Consider the following 16,542-nt stretch of genomic DNA (forward strand, 5'->3'; position numbering starts at 1 on the left):
CGGGCGGTCGGCCCGTCCGCGCACGTGCCGTGCCGGGGCGTCTCCCGGTACGAAAGAATCACCGCATGTTGTTCGGCATTCTCGGCTCGGTCGAGGCACATCACGAGGACGGCACCGCGGTCGCGGTCGGAGGTCCGCGGGTCCGTTCGCTGCTGGCGCTGCTGCTGCTCGATGCGGGGCGGATCGTGCCGACCGAAACGCTGGTCGACGCTCTGTACGGCGACGAGCCGCCCGCGGGTGCGGCCAACGCGCTGCAGTCACAGGTGTCCCGGCTGCGCCGCGGGCTGCGCGACGAGGCCGGCACCGACAAGCTCGTCGAGTTCCACGCCGCCGGATACCGACTGTCGGTGACGCCCGATCAGGTCGACGCGCACCGGTTCACCCGCCTTGCGCGCGACGGGCGGCGGGCGTTGGCGTCCGGCCGGCATGCGGAGGCCTCGGAGCTGCTGGGCAGTGCGCTGGCGTTGTGGCGCGGGCCCGCGTTCGCCGACATCCTGCACGCGCCGTTCGCGCCCGCGCGGTCCGCCGCGTGGGAAGAACTCCGCCTGGACGCGCTCGCCGACCGCATCGAAGCCGACCTGGCCCTCGGCCACCACCAGGACGTGTCGGGCGAACTGCGGCAGCTCGTCGCCGCGCACCCGCTGCGCGAACGGCTCGTCGGGCAGCTCATGCGGGCGCTGTACGGGGCGGGCCGCCAGGCCGACGCGCTCGCCGTCTACGAGGACACCCGGCGGCTGCTCGCCGACGAACTCGGCACCGACCCGTCCGCGGACCTCGCCGCACTCCACCTCGACATCCTCCGCGCGGCACCGTCGCTGACCGCGGCCTCCCCGGCCGCACCGGCGCCGGCCCCGAACCCATCCGCCGCACCGGAGCCGACCACACCTGAAGGCCCCGACCGGCGCGGCCTGCCCGCCGCACTGACGAGCTTCGTCGGCCGCGACGCCGAACTGGCGCGCATCGCCGAGCTGTCCGGCCGGGCCCGGCTGATCACCCTCACCGGGCCGGGCGGCACCGGCAAGACCCGGCTGTCCGTGGAAGCCGGGCGGCGGGCCGAAGGCGACGTGTGCTTCGTCGACTTGGCTCCGGTGCGGCGCGAGGACGAGCTGGCGCAGACCGTGCTGTCCGCGCTCGGGCTGCGCGGCGGCAGCCTGATGCCCGCGGGTCCCGGGCAGTTCGACGACGACACCGAGCGGCTGATCACCGGCCTCGCGACGCGCGAGCTGCTGCTGATCCTGGACAACTGCGAGCAGGTCGTCGCCGACGTGGCGCGGTTGACGCACCGCCTGCTGGCGGCGTGCCCGGGCGTGCGGGTGCTGGCGACGAGCCGCGAGGCGCTGGGGATCACCGGCGAGTCGCTCTGCCCGGTGCCGCGGCTGGCGCTCCCCGCGCCGGACGCCTCGCCCGACGAGGCCCTCGCCTCGCCGGCGGTACGGCTGTTCGCCGACCGGGCCGCCGCCGTGCGCCCCGACTTCATGCTCGACGCCGGCACGGTGCCGATCGTGCAGGCGGTGTGCGACGGGCTCGACGGGCTGCCGCTCGCGATCGAACTGGCCGCCGCCCGGCTGCGCGCGCTGCCGTTGGCGCAGGTCGCGGCGCGGCTGGACGACCGGTTCCGGCTGCTGTCGCGCGGCGACCGGGCCGCGGCGCCGCGGCACCAGACGCTGCGTGCGGTGGTCGAGTGGAGCTGGGAACTCCTCGACGAGGCCGAGCAGACCCTGGCACGGCGGCTGACCGTTTTCCCGGGCGGGGCGACGATCGAGGCGGCCGCGCGGGTGTGCGGGGTCGACGAGGACGAGGTCGTCGACCTGCTGGCGGATCTCGCGGACAAGTCGCTCATCGAGCCGTCCGGGGCGGACGACGCGGGACCGTACCGGTACCGCATGTCCGAGACGATCCGGCTGTACGGCGCGGAACGGCTCGACGAGGCCGGGGAACGCGCCGCGCTGGAGAAGGCGCACGCGGCCTACTTCCTGGAGTTCGCCGACCACGCCGAGCCGTATCTGCGGACCCGCGACCAACTGGAGTGGCTCGCCCGCCTGCGGGCCGAGCACGCGAACCTGCGCGCCGCGGTGCGGTGGGCCGTCGACGCCGACCCGGTGGCCGCGCTGCGGCTCGGCGCGGCGCTGGCCTGGTACTGGTGGCTGCGCGGCGTGCGCCACGAAGCCGCCGTGCCGAACCTCGAACTCATCGGGAAGATCGGGCCGGTGCCGCCGGACGGCATGACCGAGGAGTACCTGATGTGCCTCATGACCGCGATACCCGCGGTCGACCCGGCGACCGGCGCGCACGCCGATCTGCTCGGGCGGGCGCTGCCGCTGATGAACACGCTGCCGCACAAGCCGCGCCGCCCGCAGATGTGGGTCATGGTCGGGATGGCGGTCGGCCCGGACGCGGGCCGCCAGGACCCGGCGTGGGACTTGATGGGCGAGGACCCGTGGTCGCGGGCGATCCTGCACATCGGGCAGGGCTTCATGGCCCTGTACGGCGGCGAGCTCCCGGCGGCTCGTGCCGAGTTCGAGGAATCGCTGGCCCGGTTCCGGGAGATCGGCGACGAGTGGGGCATCGCGAACTCGATCGACCAGCTCGCGGTCCTGGAGGACTGGTCGGGCGACCTGACGGGCGCGCTGGCGCTGACGGACGAGGCACTGGACATGATGGGCCGCCTCGGGATCACCGAGGACATCGACGACCTGCTGGTGCGGCGCGGCGACATGCGGCTGCGGGCCGGCGACCCGGCGGGAGCACGCGCGGATTTCGAGCGCGCCATGCGGTCGGCGCAGCGGACCGGCCGCCCGATGACCGCGGCCGGGGCGCGGTGCGGGCTGGGGGTGCTGGCTCGGCTCGACGGCGATCCGGGCGAGGCACGGCGGCTGCAGGAGCAGGCGTTGGCGGAGTGTCCGTCGAGCACGTTCGGCAGTGAGGAATCGGTCGCGGGCATCCTCACGGACCTGGCGTGGACGGCGTTGGAGCTGGACGAGGACACCCGGACGGCGCGCGGTCTGGCCTGGGCGGCCGTGGAGATGACGTACGCGCGCGGCAATTTCATGTCCGCGGCGTGCGGCATCGAGGCGCTGGCGGGCTCCGCCACGCGCGACGGCGACGCGGCAGGAGCGGCGGCACTGCTCGGGCTCGGCGCGGCGGTGCGCGGCGCGACGATCCCGGGCCAGGCGGACGTCGCGCGGGTGACGGCGGCGGCGCGGACGGCTTTGGGGGCGGCCGAGTTCGAGACGGCGTACACGGCCGGTGCGGCGGTGCCGCGCACCGACGTGATGGAGTTCGCGGCGCGGTTCAGCGCCGGGTAGCGGGGTGCCGGGCGAAGGTGCGGTTAGTCCTCGGTCAGTGCCCGGTTAGTCCCCGGTTGGTCCCCGGACGGTCGCGGTCGTGGCGATTCGCGGCGCCCGGTCAGCGGACGGTCAGTGATCCGTAAGGGCGCGGTAAGCCCGGTGCGGGACGCTCGCGCCATGGACGACAACGCGCAGATCTCCTCCGCCCGCCGGTGGGCGACGGTGGCCGTGGGCTGCCTGGCGAACCTGGTGCTCGGCATCGACATGACCGCGCTGCACCTGGCGATTCCCGGGCTCGTCGAGGACATCGGCCCGTCGGCGAACCAGATCCTGTGGATCGCCGACGCGTACGGCTTCGCGCTGGCCGGGTTCCTCGTCACCATGGGTGTGGTCGGCGACCGGATCGGCCGCAAGCGGCTGTTCCTGCTGGGCACGGTCGCGTTCGCGGCGATATCGCTGCTGACCGCGTACGCGTGGAACGCGGAGACGCTGATCGCGGCGCGGGCGCTGCTCGGGGTCGCGGGCGCGACGATCATGCCGTCCACGCTGTCGATCAGCCGGCAGGTGTTCACCGACCCGGGGGAACGCACGACGGCGGTCGGCGTCGGCATGGGCGTGGGCGCGCTCGGCGTCGGGCTGGGACCGGTGTTCGGCGGTCTGATGCTCGACCACTTCTGGTGGGGTTCGGTTTTCCTCATCAACGTGCCGCTGATGCTGGTCGCGTGCGTGGCAGGGGCGCTGATCCTGCCGGAGTCGCGCGATCCGCGGCCGGGGCGGCTGGACGTGCCGAGTGTGCCGCTGTCGATCCTGGGCGTGGTCGGCGTCGTGTACGCGGTGAAGGAGGCCGCGGCGGACGGCCCGTGGCGCCTCCAGGTCGCGGTCGGGCTGGTCGTCGGGCTGGCGGCGGGCGTGGCGTTCATCCGCCGGCAGAGCCGGGTCGCGTCGCCGCTGATCGACGTGTCGCTGTTCCGCCGCAAGGCCTTCACCGGGTCGGTGCTGGCGAACGGCTTCTCGATGTTCGCGCTGATCGCCCAGTCGCTGCTGTTCGCGCAGTACTTCCAGCTGGTGCTGGGGTGGTCGCCGCTGAAGGCCGGCCTGGCCGGACTGCCCGGCGGCATATGCGCGATGATCGGCGGGGCCGTGGCGGCGCCGCTGATCGGCCGGCTGGGCCGGGCACGCGTGGTCGCGCTGGGGATGGCGGTGTCGGCGACCGGGTTCTCGCTCTACACACTGTCCGGCGCGCATGCCGACTACCTGCTGCTGGTGGCGGGAATGGCCCCGTGCGCGATCGGCATGGGCGTAGCGATGACGGTCACCGGCGACACGATCCTGGCCTCCGTGCCGAAGGACCGCGCGGGTGCCGCCTCGGCGATCTCCGAGACGGCGACCGAACTCGGCGGCGCACTGGGCATGGCGGTGCTGGGCAGCATCCTCAACGGCGTGTACCGCTCGTCGGTGGAAGCGCCCGCGGGCACCCCGGCATCGGCCCGCGGTCCGGTGGAGGACTCCGTCGGCTCGGCCGTGGAAGCGGCGGCATCGCTGCCCGCGGACCTGGCCGGGCGCGTCATATCCGCGGCACGCGGGGCGTATGTGGACGGCATGCACATCGCGCTGCTCACGAGCGCGGGCCTGGCACTGGCGGCCGGAATCGCGGCACTGGTGCTGCTGCGGGACGTGCCGAAGGTGCTGGACGAGGATTCCGCCGCCGCCGTGGGGAGCGGCGTCCCTTCGGCGGCGGCGGGACCCGAGGTCGCGCTACCGGGGGCGGCGGAATCGGAGGCGGCTCCGACCTCCTGACCGGCGACGCGGGTTGGTGGGGGCAGGTTCGCCTGGGCGATCGGGCCTGGTTCGCCCTCAGTAGCCGAGGGTGAACCGGGTCCGGTGGTGCTTCGGGTGTTCGGCTTCGTCGACGAGGGCGACGGCGAGGTCTTCCATGGAGATCGCCGATACGCCGTCCGCGTCGACGACCAGCTCGTCGGCGCCGAGCCGGAACACGCCGGTGCGTGCGCCGGGTTCGAGGATCGCGGCGGGGCTCACGTACGCCCAGTCGACGGTGGGCGGGGCGGTGCGCACCACGGCGAGTTGCGCGGTGCAGGCGCGGGCGATCGGCCGCCAGTCGGCCGGGAAGTCCGGGCCTTCCTCGACGGTGAGACCGTCGGACCCGGGCAGCACGAGGCTGCCCGCACCGCCGACGAGCAGCAGCCGCACACCGGACTGTTCCGCCCCCGCGACCAGCCCTTCGGCGGCGGCCACCAGAGCGTCCTCGTCGCCGAGGGCGGGCCGGGTGGCGCCGACGGCGACGTCGTGTCCGGCGGTGAGGGCGGCGACGTCGGCGGGGTTCGCGGCATCCCCCACCCGGGGTACGGCACCGGGCGGGAGTTCGGGGAAGCGTGCGGCGTCGCGGACCACCGCGGTGACGTGGTGCCCGCGGGACAGGGCCTCGACGACGACCCGGCGCCCGACGTTCCCGGCGGCGCCGAAGACGACGATTTTGAGGGTGGAAGTGGTGGTGGACATGGCTGTTGCTCCTCGGCTGGTGGCGCCCGATGCGAATATCTCTTAGCGCTAAGCAATATTCTCTTAACGTTAAGAGATCTGCCAACCTGACACCGCCGTGAGGTATCTCACTGCTAAGACATCGACTAGCCTGAGGAGGTGCCCGAAGCCGTGGAAGTCCCCGTACCCGACCCTCCCGACGTGCCCGACACGCCTGACCACGTCGACCGGATCCTCGCCCAGTGGGCCCGCGAACGCCCCGACCTCGACGCCTCCCCCATGGCCGTGTTCGGCCGCCTGTCCCGCGCCTCGCTGCTGGCGAGCGGCGAACTGCGCAAGACGTTCGCCGAACACGGCCTCGACGCCGGCTCGTTCGATGTCCTGGCCACGCTGCGGCGGCACGGCGACACGCCCCTCACGCCGTCCGAACTGATGCGCAGCTCGATGGTCACGTCCGGCGCGGTCACCCAGCGCCTGGACCGCCTCGAGTCCGCGGGCCTGCTCGAACGGCGGCGCGGCGCCGGCGACGGACGCACCGTCCACGTCCAACTGACCACCGCAGGACGCACGTTGATCGACCGCGCGGTGGCCGACCACGTTGCCACGGAACACCGCCTGCTGGCCTCCCTGACCGTGGCGCAGCGAGCGGCATTGACGGAGGGGCTGCGGGCGCTGCTGGGGGCGTTGGAGGCGGGGTAAGGATCGGGCCGGCCGCCCGATCCACGTCGGTGTGCCTCGCCGCACGCGACCACGCGGCCCCGGGGCCACCGAGCGAGGCGAACATGTGATGGTGTGACCGCGCGACACCGCGTGACAGTGTGACCGCGTGACTGCGTAACCGTGTGACCACCACAGTCCCGGGGCGCCCATGATTGCGAGAGGCACGACGCCATGACAGGCGAGCAAGGCGGGAACGGCAGCCGATGGCTCACGCGCCGAAACGCGCTGATCCTGGGCGCAGTCGGCGTGACCGGCGCGGCGACCGGCACCGCGGCATTGCTGACGGGCCCGGCCCAGGGTGCCGGCACCACCCCGCGTGACGACGACGGCGGGTCAGGCGGCGACATGTATCCCACGAGTACCGCTTTGTACGCCGATCCCGCGCTGCGCGAGGGACGCGACTGGGCGCGCCGCTACCGCAAGCACGCGGCGTTCGACGACGCGCAAGGTGACAGTCCCGCGTTCGGGGGCACGGCCGTCCTGGCGCCGCACGGCGGCGGTATCGAACGCGGCACGTCCGAACTGTGCCTGGCCGTCGCCGGCTACCGGCCCGCGGACCTGACGCCGCTCGGCGGACCGACGTACGACTACTGGATGTTCGAGGGACTGATGGCCGACCGCAACGCCCGCCTGCACGTGACGTCCACGCACTGCGACGACCCGGTGGCGCTGGCCCTGGCCGGCGGCAGCCGGACGGCCCTGTCGCTGCACGGCTGCACGGCCGGGCAGGCGGGCGCCACGGGCGACGGCCAAGCCGTCGTGGTCGGCGGCCTCGACGCCGAGTTCCGGCGCGTGACCCGGACGGCCCTCCGAGCCGGGGGCTTCCGGGTCGTCGACGGCGCCGACGTCCCGTCCCTCGCCGGCCGGGCTGCCGACAACCTCGTCAACCGCACGCTGTCCGGCGGCGGCGTCCAGCTCGAACTGACCGCCGGACTCCGGGACGCGATGTTCGCCCCGGGCAAGAACACCGTCGCCGAGCGCGCCACGAACACGACCGGGACCTTCGACGCCTTCGTCCGCGCGATCCGCACGGCGATCGCCACCCGCGACCGGGACCCGAACGTGCCCGCCCGCGTTTGAGAACGCGGCGCGACTCAGCCCGCGCCTTCCTCCTCCACGACCGCATCCCGCAGCTTGGCGAACTCCGCCGCCAACGTGTCCACGGTGAAGTGCGCGTTCAACCCGCTCGGGTTCGGCAGCACCCACACGCCGGTCTCGCCCAGCTTGTCCGGCTGGCGGCCGAGCACAGCCTTCGGCTTCCCGAACGCCGTCCGGTACGCACCGATGCCGACCACCGCAAGCCAGGACGGGCGCAGCTCGGCCACCTTGGCCCGCAGCACCTTCCCGCCGTCCCGGTACTCGTCCGCGCTCAGCTCGGCGGCTCCGGCGGTGGCCCGGGCCACGACGTTGGTGATCCCGTAGCCGAGCGCCACGAGTTCCTGCTGCTCGTCGGGGCGGAACAGCCGCGGGGTGAACCCGGCCCGGTGCAGCGCGGGCCAGAACCGGTTGCCCGGCCGCGCGAAGTGATGCCCGGTCACCGCGGACATCAGCCCGGGGTTGATCCCGCAGAACAGCACCCGCAGGTCGGGCCCGATGACATCGGGGATGGTCCGCCCTACGGCGGCGGCAAGTTCGTCACGGGTATAGCGCTGAGTCACACGCCCAGTCTCCCCGACCGGACGCCGGCCCCCGACGGGGCTCCCCCACCGAAAACGCCACCGCGGTCTCGTGCCGCCCGGTCGGGCGATGCCGAACCTCGGCGAGCCGAGCGCCGCGTCCCACCGCCTCCCACCGCGTCCCCCTGCATCGGGATTCTGATGGTTGACTCTCAATTGAGAGTCGACCATCATTTCCTGCGTGCTCCCTCTTCCCTCCTTCCCCGAAGTTCTCGATTCCGCCGCCCCCTTGGGTCTGCGGGATCGCAAGAAGCTCCAGGTGCGCGCGGCGATCGTGGATGCCGCGCTGACGCTCTTCGCCGAAGACGGGTACGACGCGACGACCGTCCCGGACATCGCCGCGCGGGCCGGGGTGTCGTCCGCGACGGTGGCGCGGTACTTCCCGGCGAAGGAAGGGCTGCTGTTTCCCGAGCAGGACGTTCGGATCCCGGCACTGCGCGCCGCCATCGCTGCGCGGCCCGCCGGGGAGGCGCCGCTGAAGGCGATCGCGGCCGCGCTGGCGGCGCAGGCGCCGTTGGATGCGGAGACGCGCCGTCGGCTGGCCCTCGCGCGCAGCGCGCTCGCCGGGTCCGCGGTGCTCCGCGGCCGGGCCGCCGGGCTGCTCGGCCGGTGGCGGGACGGCATCGCCGAGGCGATCGCCGAGCACGCCCGGATGCCGGACGACGACGCCCGCGTACTCGCCACCGCCGTCGTCGCCGTGCTCGACGACGTCGCCGAGCGGTGGGCGGCCGACGGCGCCCGCGGCGACCTGCCCGCGATGGTCCGCCGCGCCCTCGACACCCTCGCCGACGACCGGCCCACACCCGGATCCGCGTAATCGGCACCACGCACACCGAGCAAGGCCCAGCACCACACCTGCACCGCCCCCCGCGAAGGAGATCCGTATGACCACCGGCCCGGCCACCGCAGCGTCCGGCACGACGGCAATACCCGGCACCCCCGGCGGCGCCCCCGTCCCCATCGTCTCCGCCGACTGCCACATCGGTCCCCGGCTCGTCGAAGACCTCCGCCCCTACTGCCCCGCCGGTCTCCTCGACGCATTCGACGCCTATGTGGCCGACCCGAACCGGTCGCGCGGGCGCTATCTCGAACGCAGCGAGGAGATCGACCCGGACGGTCCGTGGCGCAACCGGCTCACCGACGGGCACCACGATCCGGCCGCCCGCCGCCGGGATCTCGACGCCGAAGGCATCGCCGCCGAGGTGATCTTCCACGGCAGCCAGAACGACCAGCCGGTGCCGTTCCAGACGTCGATGCTGGGCGCCAACGACAATCCCGAACTGGCCGCGGAAGGCATCCGGATCTACAACCGGTGGCTGGCCGACGTGTGCCGTGATGCCCCGCACCGGCACGTCGGGCTCGCGCACCTGCCGATGTGGGACATCGACGCCGCGACCGCCGAGTTGCGCCGGGCCCGCGAGGACGGCCTCGGCGGGGTCAACTTCCCGGCTCCGCGGCCGTGGCTGCGGCATTACAACGACCGGTCGTGGGAGCAGTTCTGGGCGGCCGCCGCCGAGTTGCGGATGCCGTTGACGACGCATTCGGGGGCGGGCGACCCGACGCTGTTCGCCGGTCCCGAGCTGGGTGCGCTGCAACAGATCGAGTCCGGCGGCTGGTACAGCCGTCGCGCGCTGCACCACCTCGTCTTCTCGGGGGTGTTCGAGCGGCACCCGGACCTGACGCTGGTGCTGACCGAGCAGCCGGGCGAGTGGTGGCCGTACACCGCCACCGAACTCGACACCGTGCACATGTCCGCCACCCGCGGCAACCACGCCCTGGCCGCACAGGTGCCGGAGCTGCCGAGCCACTACATGCGGCGCAACGTGTACATCGGCGCGAGTTTCCTCTCCCGTTCCGAGGCAGTGGGCGCGGTGCGCGACGGGTACGCCGACCGGGTGATGTGGGGGTCGGATTACCCGCACATGGAGGGCACATACCAGTACGGCGAGCCGGTCGCGCACGGCAAGCTCTCGATCCGCAACACCTTCGCGGGGCTCGACGAGTCCGCGGTCCGCGCCATGCTCGGCGGCACGGCGGCCGCCGTCTACGGCCTCGACACCGGGCAACTCGCCAAGACGGCGCAGGAGATCGGCGCGCCCACGTTCGAGGAGATCAGCGAGCCCCTGGACCGGGTCCCGGCGGGCGCCAGTCCGTTCGCCTTCCGCACGGTCGGCCCCTGGGCGTAAGCCGGGCCGAGGGCGCGGCGGCCACAAAGCGCCGCACCCGCGGAATGGCGTGGACTCCTCCGCCACGGACGATCTAGCGTCGGGAGATCATTCCCGGCGTCGCCCGACGACGCCGGGCCGCGGCACCGGACCACCAGGACTCGGGGAGCACATGACCACGGCACACCACGACGACGCGTCCGCCGACTCCGCCCGCGCGGGGACGGCCCCGGTCACCTTCGTCACCGGCGGGTCGAGCGGCATCGGCGCGGAGACCGTGCGCCGGCTGCTCGCCGCCGGGCACCGGGTCGCGGCGACCGGGCGCAGCGAGGAGAAGCTGGCCGCGTTGGCGGACGAGGCCCGCGCGTCGGGTGCGCCCGGCGCGCTGCTGACGTTCGCGGGGGACGCGGGCGACTGGGGCGAGGTGTCGGCGGCGGTCGAGGAGACCGTGCGGGTGTTCGGACGGCTCGACTACGCGATCGCGAACGCGGGCTACTCGACCGGCGGCAACGTCGAGACGGGTGACCCGGAGGAGTGGCGGGACATGGTCCTGACCAACGTGCTGGGCCCGGCGCTGCTGGTGCGTGCGGCGCTCCCGGCGCTCAAGGAGTCGCAGGGCCGGATCGTGCTGGTCGGCAGTGTCGCCGGGTTCAAGAACACGCCGGGGAACCTCTATTCGATGACGAAGTTCGCGGTGACCGGTTTTGCCGAGAACGTACGGATGCTGGTGACCGGGTACGGCATCGGCACGACGCTGATCGCGCCCGGCCGGGTGCTCACCCCGTTCTGGGACGAGCGCCCGGGCGGCGCGGCGGCGGCAGGTCCGATGATCGGCGCCGACCAGCTCGTGGACGCGATCGTGTGGGCGATCGGCCAGCCCGCGGGCGTGGACGTGAACACCCTGGTCGTCCGGCCGATCGGCCAACCGAACTGACCGCGGACCAAGAGACCATCGGACCGCAGGACCACAGGACCACAGGACCACCGGACCGACGAACCGACGGACCGACGAACTAACCGTCGGCCAACAGCCCGGCCGCATACTCCGCCACCGGTGTCCCCGCGAAGAACTCCGGGTTCATGCGCCCGTGCAGTCGGATCGGGTCGTCGCAGGTGAAGGCGCGGAAGCGGTCCGCGGTCAGGTGTCCGCGTTCGACGAGTTCGTAGGCCTCGTGGACGACGTGGCGCATGTCGGTGACGTCCCAGTGGCCGATGTCCGAGCCGAGGACGGGTTTGAGGGTGATGCCGAGGGGGTTGTCGTACGCCCAGGCGACGAGCGGGTCGTCGGCTTCGCAACCGAAGTAGAAGCCGTCGAACAGCCGGGCGATGTCGGCGGCTTCCCGGATTCCGGAGTCGCGGAAGTCGTCCAGCTCGGGCGGCGGGTTGTCGGCCTGGCCACGCAGCGCCGCGGCGAGGCCGGGTTCGGCGAGGGACGGGCCGCCGTGCCGGGCGAACAGGTCGGCCCACAGGTCGGGGTCGATACGGGCCGGGTCGAGCCCGGCGATGTTCGGGCCGCCGCGTTTGTCGAAGTGTCCGGCGAGGTCGGCGGCGAGTTGGACGCCCCAGGTGGCGCCGCCTTCCAGGAAGGCGAAGTTCAGGCGCGGGAAGCGGTCCGCGACGCCGCCGAACACCAGGGCTTTGGCGAAGGCTTCGCCGCCGGCGGCGAAGGTGCCGATGTGGTTGTAGGCGTAGCGGGTGGAGGAGCCGCGCAGGCCGATGCCCATGGTGGGGGCGTGGACGGCGACGGCGACGCCGAGGTCGGTGCAGCGCTGCCAGACGGGGTCGTAGTCGTGGAGGCTGTCGAGCGCGAGCACGTCGTACCAGGGCTGCGGTTCCGTGCGCGCGACGACGTTGTTGAGGAGCACGGCCTTGAAGCCCAGCGTCCCGACGGCGTGGTCGAGTTCGGCGAGCGCCTCGTCGGGCGTGTGGGTGGGGATGACGGCGGCCGCGGTCATCCGGTCGCCGAGGCCCGCGGTGAGGTCGGCGAGGTACGTGTTGATCCCGCGGCACGCTCCGGTGCGGATGCCCGTGTCGGGATGCCCGGCGGCGACCAGGCCGACGCTCGGGTAGAGCACGGTGAAGTCGAGCCCGATGGCGTCCATGCGGTCGTACAGCAGTCCGGGCAGGAACGCGGTGGCACGGTCGAGGGTGTCGCCGGGCAGCGACCACCAGGGCGCGATCCACGCCCCGAGGCGGCGTTGGTCGCCGGTCAGTGCGGTGAGCCGGTCGGTGCCGCTGCGGGAGGCGTAGGTGGCGGACGAGCCGAGGAAGTGGTCGGCGGCGTGGTCGCCGGCGACTTTGCGGATGACGTCGGTGAGGACGGGCAGCGCTTCGACGATGTGGCCGTCGGCGTCGACGACCGGGTGTGCGAGGCGGGGTGCGGCGGGCTCGGGGGTGGGCACGGTTCCTCCCGGGGCGTCGGTCACAGGTGGGTCGCGGCGAACGCTTCGAGTGCGGAGATCTTGGCGTCGACCGATGCGGTGGCGGGGTCGCCGACCAGCCAGGGCATGGCGGCGGTGGCGGTGACGCCGAGGTCGGCGAGGTGTGTGTAGGTTGCGGGTTCCGGCATCGCGTTGGCGATGGCGAAGACCTCGAAGTCGGGGCGGGTGTCGCCGGCCGCCTTGCGGAGGTCGGCGAGGCGGGCCACGCGTTCTTCGATCTCGTCGAAGCCGTAGTTCATGCCGAGCCAGCCGTCGTGCCGGGCCGCGCGCTCGAGGGCTTTGTCGCTCTTCCCGGCGATCAGCACGGGCAGCGGCGCCGCGGGCGCGGGGAACATGCCGGCGGGGCCGAAGTCGTGGAAGCGGCCGTGGTGTTCGGCGCGGCCGTCGGCCCAGAAGTCGGCGGCGACGGCGAGCATCTCGTCGGTGCGGGCGCCGCGGGTGCGGAAGTCCGCGTCCACGGTGGCGAATTCTTCGGCGAGCCAGCCGACGGCGGCGCCGAGCGCGACCCGGCCGCCGGACAGCACGGAGAGCGTGCCGAACTGCTTGGCGACGGTGAACGGGTCGCGGAGCGGCAGGACGTAGGCGTAGGTCATGAAGCGCAGCCGGGTGGTGACCGCGGCCAGTGACGCGATGACGGCGACCGCGTCGGGGAACTCCGTCTCGTGGGTGAACGGGTTCTCCCCCGACGGGTGGACGGACGCGAACGCTTCCGGAATCGCGAGGTGGTCGGCGACCAGCACCCCTTCGTAGCCGAGCCGTTCGGCGGCGCGGGCGAGGGGCGGGTATTGCTCGGTGGGCAGGCAGATGAGGGGGACCCAGAACTTCACGCGGCGGACCTCCGGGACACGAGCGCGGACGCACCGCGGATCGGCAGCCCGATCATGCGTACCGAAGAACGCACCAAGGAGCAATGGCCGCGCGATCGGTGCGGATGCTTGACAGCCCGCAAATCACCATCGCTAGGATTACAGCTCGCTCGCTAGCATTTCGACATTTCGGGATAGCGAAAATGCGCTCACCGAGACGGCCCCAGCGCATTCCGACAGTCACCGGCAAGACACACGAACCCGGCAAGGGGGCGTACCCGTGACATCGATCGAGGACCGCTGGCTGCGGCTGGCACCTGTGCGGATCGGTTGGCTCGGCATGGAATGGCAACGGTTCGAACGCGAGATCACCATGGCGTTCGACGAAGCCGTCGAACGCGGCGTGCTGGACCGCCGGTACGAGTTCCTGTTCGAAGACGACGCCGGCCTGCCGCAGGGGACCGCGAAAGGCGGTGTCGACGCGTTCCGCCGGCTCGTCGACGCGGGCTGCCTCGCGGTCGCCGGCGCGAACTACACCGACTCGGCGATGGCGCTCGCCGAGCACGCCAACGCGCTGCACGTCCCGCTGATCAGCATGGCGGGGACGGACGCGTTCCACGGCGAATACTGCTTCCGGATGGGCAACGGCGACGTCGGCGGCGACCCGGCGCTGATGGTCAACTGGCTGAAACGCCAAGGCCACCGGCGGGTCGCGGTGCTCGCGCCGTGGTCGCCGATCGGCGAGGAGTACTTCCGCTTCTTCCGCCAGGAATGCCGCCGCCTCGGCGTCTCCGTGGCCGCCGTGGAAACCGTCGACTCGGGCACCACCGCGGACGCCCTCGCCGACAAACTCGCCGTGCTGCGCGCCGCCGACGCCGACGCGCTGGCCTGGCTCGGCTACGGCGGCCTCGTCGTCTCCGGCGCCGTCCGCGCCGCGCTGGAGAAGCTCGCGTGGGATCCGCCGCGCATCATGACGACCGCGTTCATGCAGTACATCTGGGGCTTCGAGCAGTTGGAAGGCTGGGTGGGCATCGACCAGTGGTGCCCGGAGAACCCGCGCATGCACCGCTTCCACGAACGCTTCGTGGCCCGCTACGGCGAGGACCCGTGGATGTGGCCGAACGCCATCCCCGGCCTCGCTTACGACATGGCCGCCGCCGTCGCCGAAGCCCTGCACCGGGCGACCGTCCTGACCGGGCCGGGCGTCAAGGAAGGCCTGGAGCGCATCCGGTTCATGCCCGCGGTCACCGGCGGCCCGAACACGCACATCGCCGGCGGACCGTACGACCACCAGCTGTTCAAGGGCGACTGGCTGCACTACGGGCGGGTCCGCAACGGGGCACTGGAGTTCGCCGGCCTGTTCGCCCCGACGGACGACTACTAGGCCCACCTGCACGCCATGACGACTCCGCCCGCCCGTCCCGCTCTGCCCGCCCGTCCTGCCCGTCCCGCTCTGCCCGCTCTGCCCGCCACCCTCGACTCACCCCGGACCGGCTGTCCGGCGTCCTCCCCTCCCCCTGGCGTCGGGCGTACGTGAAACGGAAACCGGCCCGGCGCGGGGGCCCCTGATCCCCGCGCCGGGCCGGTGCTTTGCCGCCCGATCGGCTCCGCCGCGCTCGGCCCCGGCCCGGCTCGGCTCGGTCCTTCTCCGCTCGGTCCTCGTCGGCGGCGTACCCCCTCAGCCGAACAGCACGGGGATCTCCGTCGCCCCCCGCTCGTACATGCCGATGAACCTCGGCGGTGCCGCGTCCGGGTCGAGGCGCAGGTTCGGCAGCCGGTCGAGCAGGGCGCCGATGCCGACGGCCATTTCGGCGCGGGCGACGTGGGTGCCGAGGCACACATGCGGGCCGCGGCCGAAGCCCAGGTGGGCGCGGGCCGGGCGGGTGGGGTCGTAGTCGTCCGGGGACTCCCAGCGGGCGGGGTCCCGGTTGGCGGCGCCGATGCACAGGTGCAGGACCGCGCCGCGCGGCAGGGACATGCCGTGGAAGTCGATGTCGCGGGCGACGTAGCGGGAGAACATCGGGTCGGTCGGCGTCCAGCGCAGGGATTCCTCGATCGCCGGGCGCAGCAGTGCGCGGTCGGCGCGGACCGCGTCGAGGACTTTCGGGCGGGCGAGCAAGGCCGCGAGGGTGATCCCCATCTGCTTCCAGGTGGTGCCGGATCCGGCGACCAGCAGCAGGTAGGCGAAAGACATGATCTCGGCGTCGGAGAGGCGGTGGTGGACGCCGTCTTCGTCGGTGAGTTCGGCTTCCACGAGCACGCTGAGCAGGTCGTCGCCCGGCTGTTCGCGGCGGGCCGCGACGGCGGGTGCCACGATGCTCGCGAAGACGGCGGTGTCGATGGCGCCGGGGATCATCGAGGCGCGCAGGTCGAGGGCTTGCGCGGCGGGGATGCCGAGGCTGCCGGTGATGGTGAGCGTGGGGATGGCGGCGCAGAAGTCGGTGTTGAGGTCGGCGCGTCCGGCGGCGGCGAAGTTGTCGATCAGGGCGTGGACGGTGGTGGTGATCCAGTTGTCCATCCACCATTTGGCGCGCGGCGGGACGAACGACGGCTGCACGAGGCCGCGGTAGCGGCGGTGCTCTTTGCCGTTCATGTAGAGGATGCTGCTTTGGGGGCCTTCGATGCCGTGTTCGAAGTCGCGGCCGTCGGCGGCGCTTTCCGAGGACACGAACACGGTTTCGTCGCGGAACGCGGCGTCGCAGGCGGCGTAGGAGAAGGCGCTGAAGTGCTCGCGTTCGGGGTGCGGGAGGCCCTGGAAGGCGGCGGGTCCGGCGAAGCCGGTGAGTTCGTGGACGATGCCGCGGTGTACGGGGGCGGCTTCGCGGAGCCGGTGCCAGACGGGATAGGGGTCGTCGTGGTAGGCGGCGCCGCTGTGTTCGTTGACACCGCTGCGCAGGTCGAAGAGTTCCTTGAGGCGCGTCGGGTCGAGGGCGCCGACGTCGGAGGTCATG

Annotated in this window: 13 protein-coding genes; 8 read left to right on the forward strand and 5 right to left on the reverse strand. The window is 72.9% G+C overall.

Annotated elements, in window-relative coordinates; genetic code table 11:
• Positions 1–65 precede the first annotated feature (65 nt).
• Together ACPA54_RS05325 and ACPA54_RS05330 are read left to right on the forward strand one after the other, a co-directional pair.
• Complete coding sequence (locus ACPA54_RS05325) at positions 66–3,305, forward strand: AfsR/SARP family transcriptional regulator (protein ID WP_423527274.1); 3,240 nt, start codon at positions 66–68, stop codon at positions 3,303–3,305.
• Between the two features lie 159 nt (positions 3,306–3,464).
• Positions 3,465–5,084 (forward strand): MFS transporter, encoded by a 1,620-nt coding sequence (locus ACPA54_RS05330; RefSeq protein ID WP_423527276.1) that lies wholly within the window; start codon positions 3,465–3,467, stop codon positions 5,082–5,084.
• A 57-nt stretch (positions 5,085–5,141) separates the two neighbouring features.
• Here ACPA54_RS05330 and ACPA54_RS05335 read toward each other — a convergent pair whose 3' ends face one another.
• Entirely contained in the window at positions 5,142–5,804 is a 663-nt protein-coding gene (locus tag ACPA54_RS05335) for an NAD(P)-dependent oxidoreductase (protein ID WP_423527278.1), read from the reverse strand.
• Positions 5,805–5,984: 180 nt separating this feature from the next.
• Between ACPA54_RS05335 and ACPA54_RS05340 the strand changes: the two genes are divergently transcribed.
• A complete protein-coding gene (locus ACPA54_RS05340; protein ID WP_423527280.1) occupies positions 5,985–6,482 on the forward strand; it encodes a MarR family winged helix-turn-helix transcriptional regulator in 498 nt (165 codons plus the stop codon).
• Positions 6,483–6,674: 192 nt separating this feature from the next.
• The gene (locus ACPA54_RS05345; protein ID WP_423527282.1) at positions 6,675–7,583 is read left to right on the forward strand and encodes a poly-gamma-glutamate hydrolase family protein; all 909 of its coding nucleotides are present in this window, start codon (positions 6,675–6,677) and stop codon (positions 7,581–7,583) included.
• Between the two features lie 14 nt (positions 7,584–7,597).
• Here the strand turns inward: ACPA54_RS05345 and mug are convergent, their stop codons facing one another.
• Positions 7,598–8,161, reverse strand: a complete 564-nt coding sequence (gene mug / locus ACPA54_RS05350; protein WP_423527284.1) for a G/U mismatch-specific DNA glycosylase — start codon at positions 8,159–8,161, stop codon at positions 7,598–7,600.
• Positions 8,162–8,360: 199 nt separating this feature from the next.
• On the opposite strand from mug, the gene ACPA54_RS05355 reads away from it, so the two are divergent.
• The 3 genes from ACPA54_RS05355 to ACPA54_RS05365 all read left to right on the forward strand — a co-directional run bounded on the left by ACPA54_RS05355 (position 8,361) and on the right by ACPA54_RS05365 (position 11,278).
• A complete protein-coding gene (locus tag ACPA54_RS05355) occupies positions 8,361–8,996 on the forward strand; it encodes a TetR/AcrR family transcriptional regulator (RefSeq protein WP_423527286.1) in 636 nt (211 codons plus the stop codon).
• 67 nt (positions 8,997–9,063) lie between these two features.
• Positions 9,064–10,365 carry an amidohydrolase family protein gene (locus ACPA54_RS05360; RefSeq protein ID WP_423527288.1) on the forward strand — a complete coding sequence of 434 codons (1,302 nt, stop codon included), beginning with the start codon at positions 9,064–9,066 and terminating at the stop codon, positions 10,363–10,365.
• 151 nt (positions 10,366–10,516) lie between these two features.
• Positions 10,517–11,278, forward strand: a complete 762-nt coding sequence (locus tag ACPA54_RS05365) for an SDR family oxidoreductase (protein WP_423527290.1) — start codon at positions 10,517–10,519, stop codon at positions 11,276–11,278.
• A gap of 79 nt (positions 11,279–11,357) precedes the next feature.
• Here ACPA54_RS05365 and ACPA54_RS05370 read toward each other — a convergent pair whose 3' ends face one another.
• Positions 11,358–12,746: an amidohydrolase family protein gene (locus ACPA54_RS05370; protein ID WP_423527292.1), complete on the reverse strand. Its 1,389-nt coding sequence runs from the start codon at positions 12,744–12,746 to the stop codon at positions 11,358–11,360.
• 20 nt (positions 12,747–12,766) lie between these two features.
• Positions 12,767–13,612, reverse strand: a complete 846-nt coding sequence (locus ACPA54_RS05375; protein WP_423527294.1) for a TIGR03619 family F420-dependent LLM class oxidoreductase — start codon at positions 13,610–13,612, stop codon at positions 12,767–12,769.
• A 259-nt stretch (positions 13,613–13,871) separates the two neighbouring features.
• On the opposite strand from ACPA54_RS05375, the gene ACPA54_RS05380 reads away from it, so the two are divergent.
• Complete coding sequence (locus ACPA54_RS05380) at positions 13,872–14,975, forward strand: ABC transporter substrate-binding protein (RefSeq protein WP_345677424.1); 1,104 nt, start codon at positions 13,872–13,874, stop codon at positions 14,973–14,975.
• A 294-nt stretch (positions 14,976–15,269) separates the two neighbouring features.
• Here the strand turns inward: ACPA54_RS05380 and ACPA54_RS05385 are convergent, their stop codons facing one another.
• Positions 15,270–16,541 carry a cytochrome P450 gene (locus ACPA54_RS05385; protein WP_423527297.1) on the reverse strand — a complete coding sequence of 424 codons (1,272 nt, stop codon included), beginning with the start codon at positions 16,539–16,541 and terminating at the stop codon, positions 15,270–15,272.
• Position 16,542: the final 1 nt, after the last annotated feature.

The sequence above is a fragment of the Uniformispora flossi genome, assembly GCF_049534875.1.
In the GTDB taxonomy this organism is placed as follows: domain Bacteria; phylum Actinomycetota; class Actinomycetes; order Streptomycetales; family Streptomycetaceae; genus Yinghuangia; species Yinghuangia aomiensis.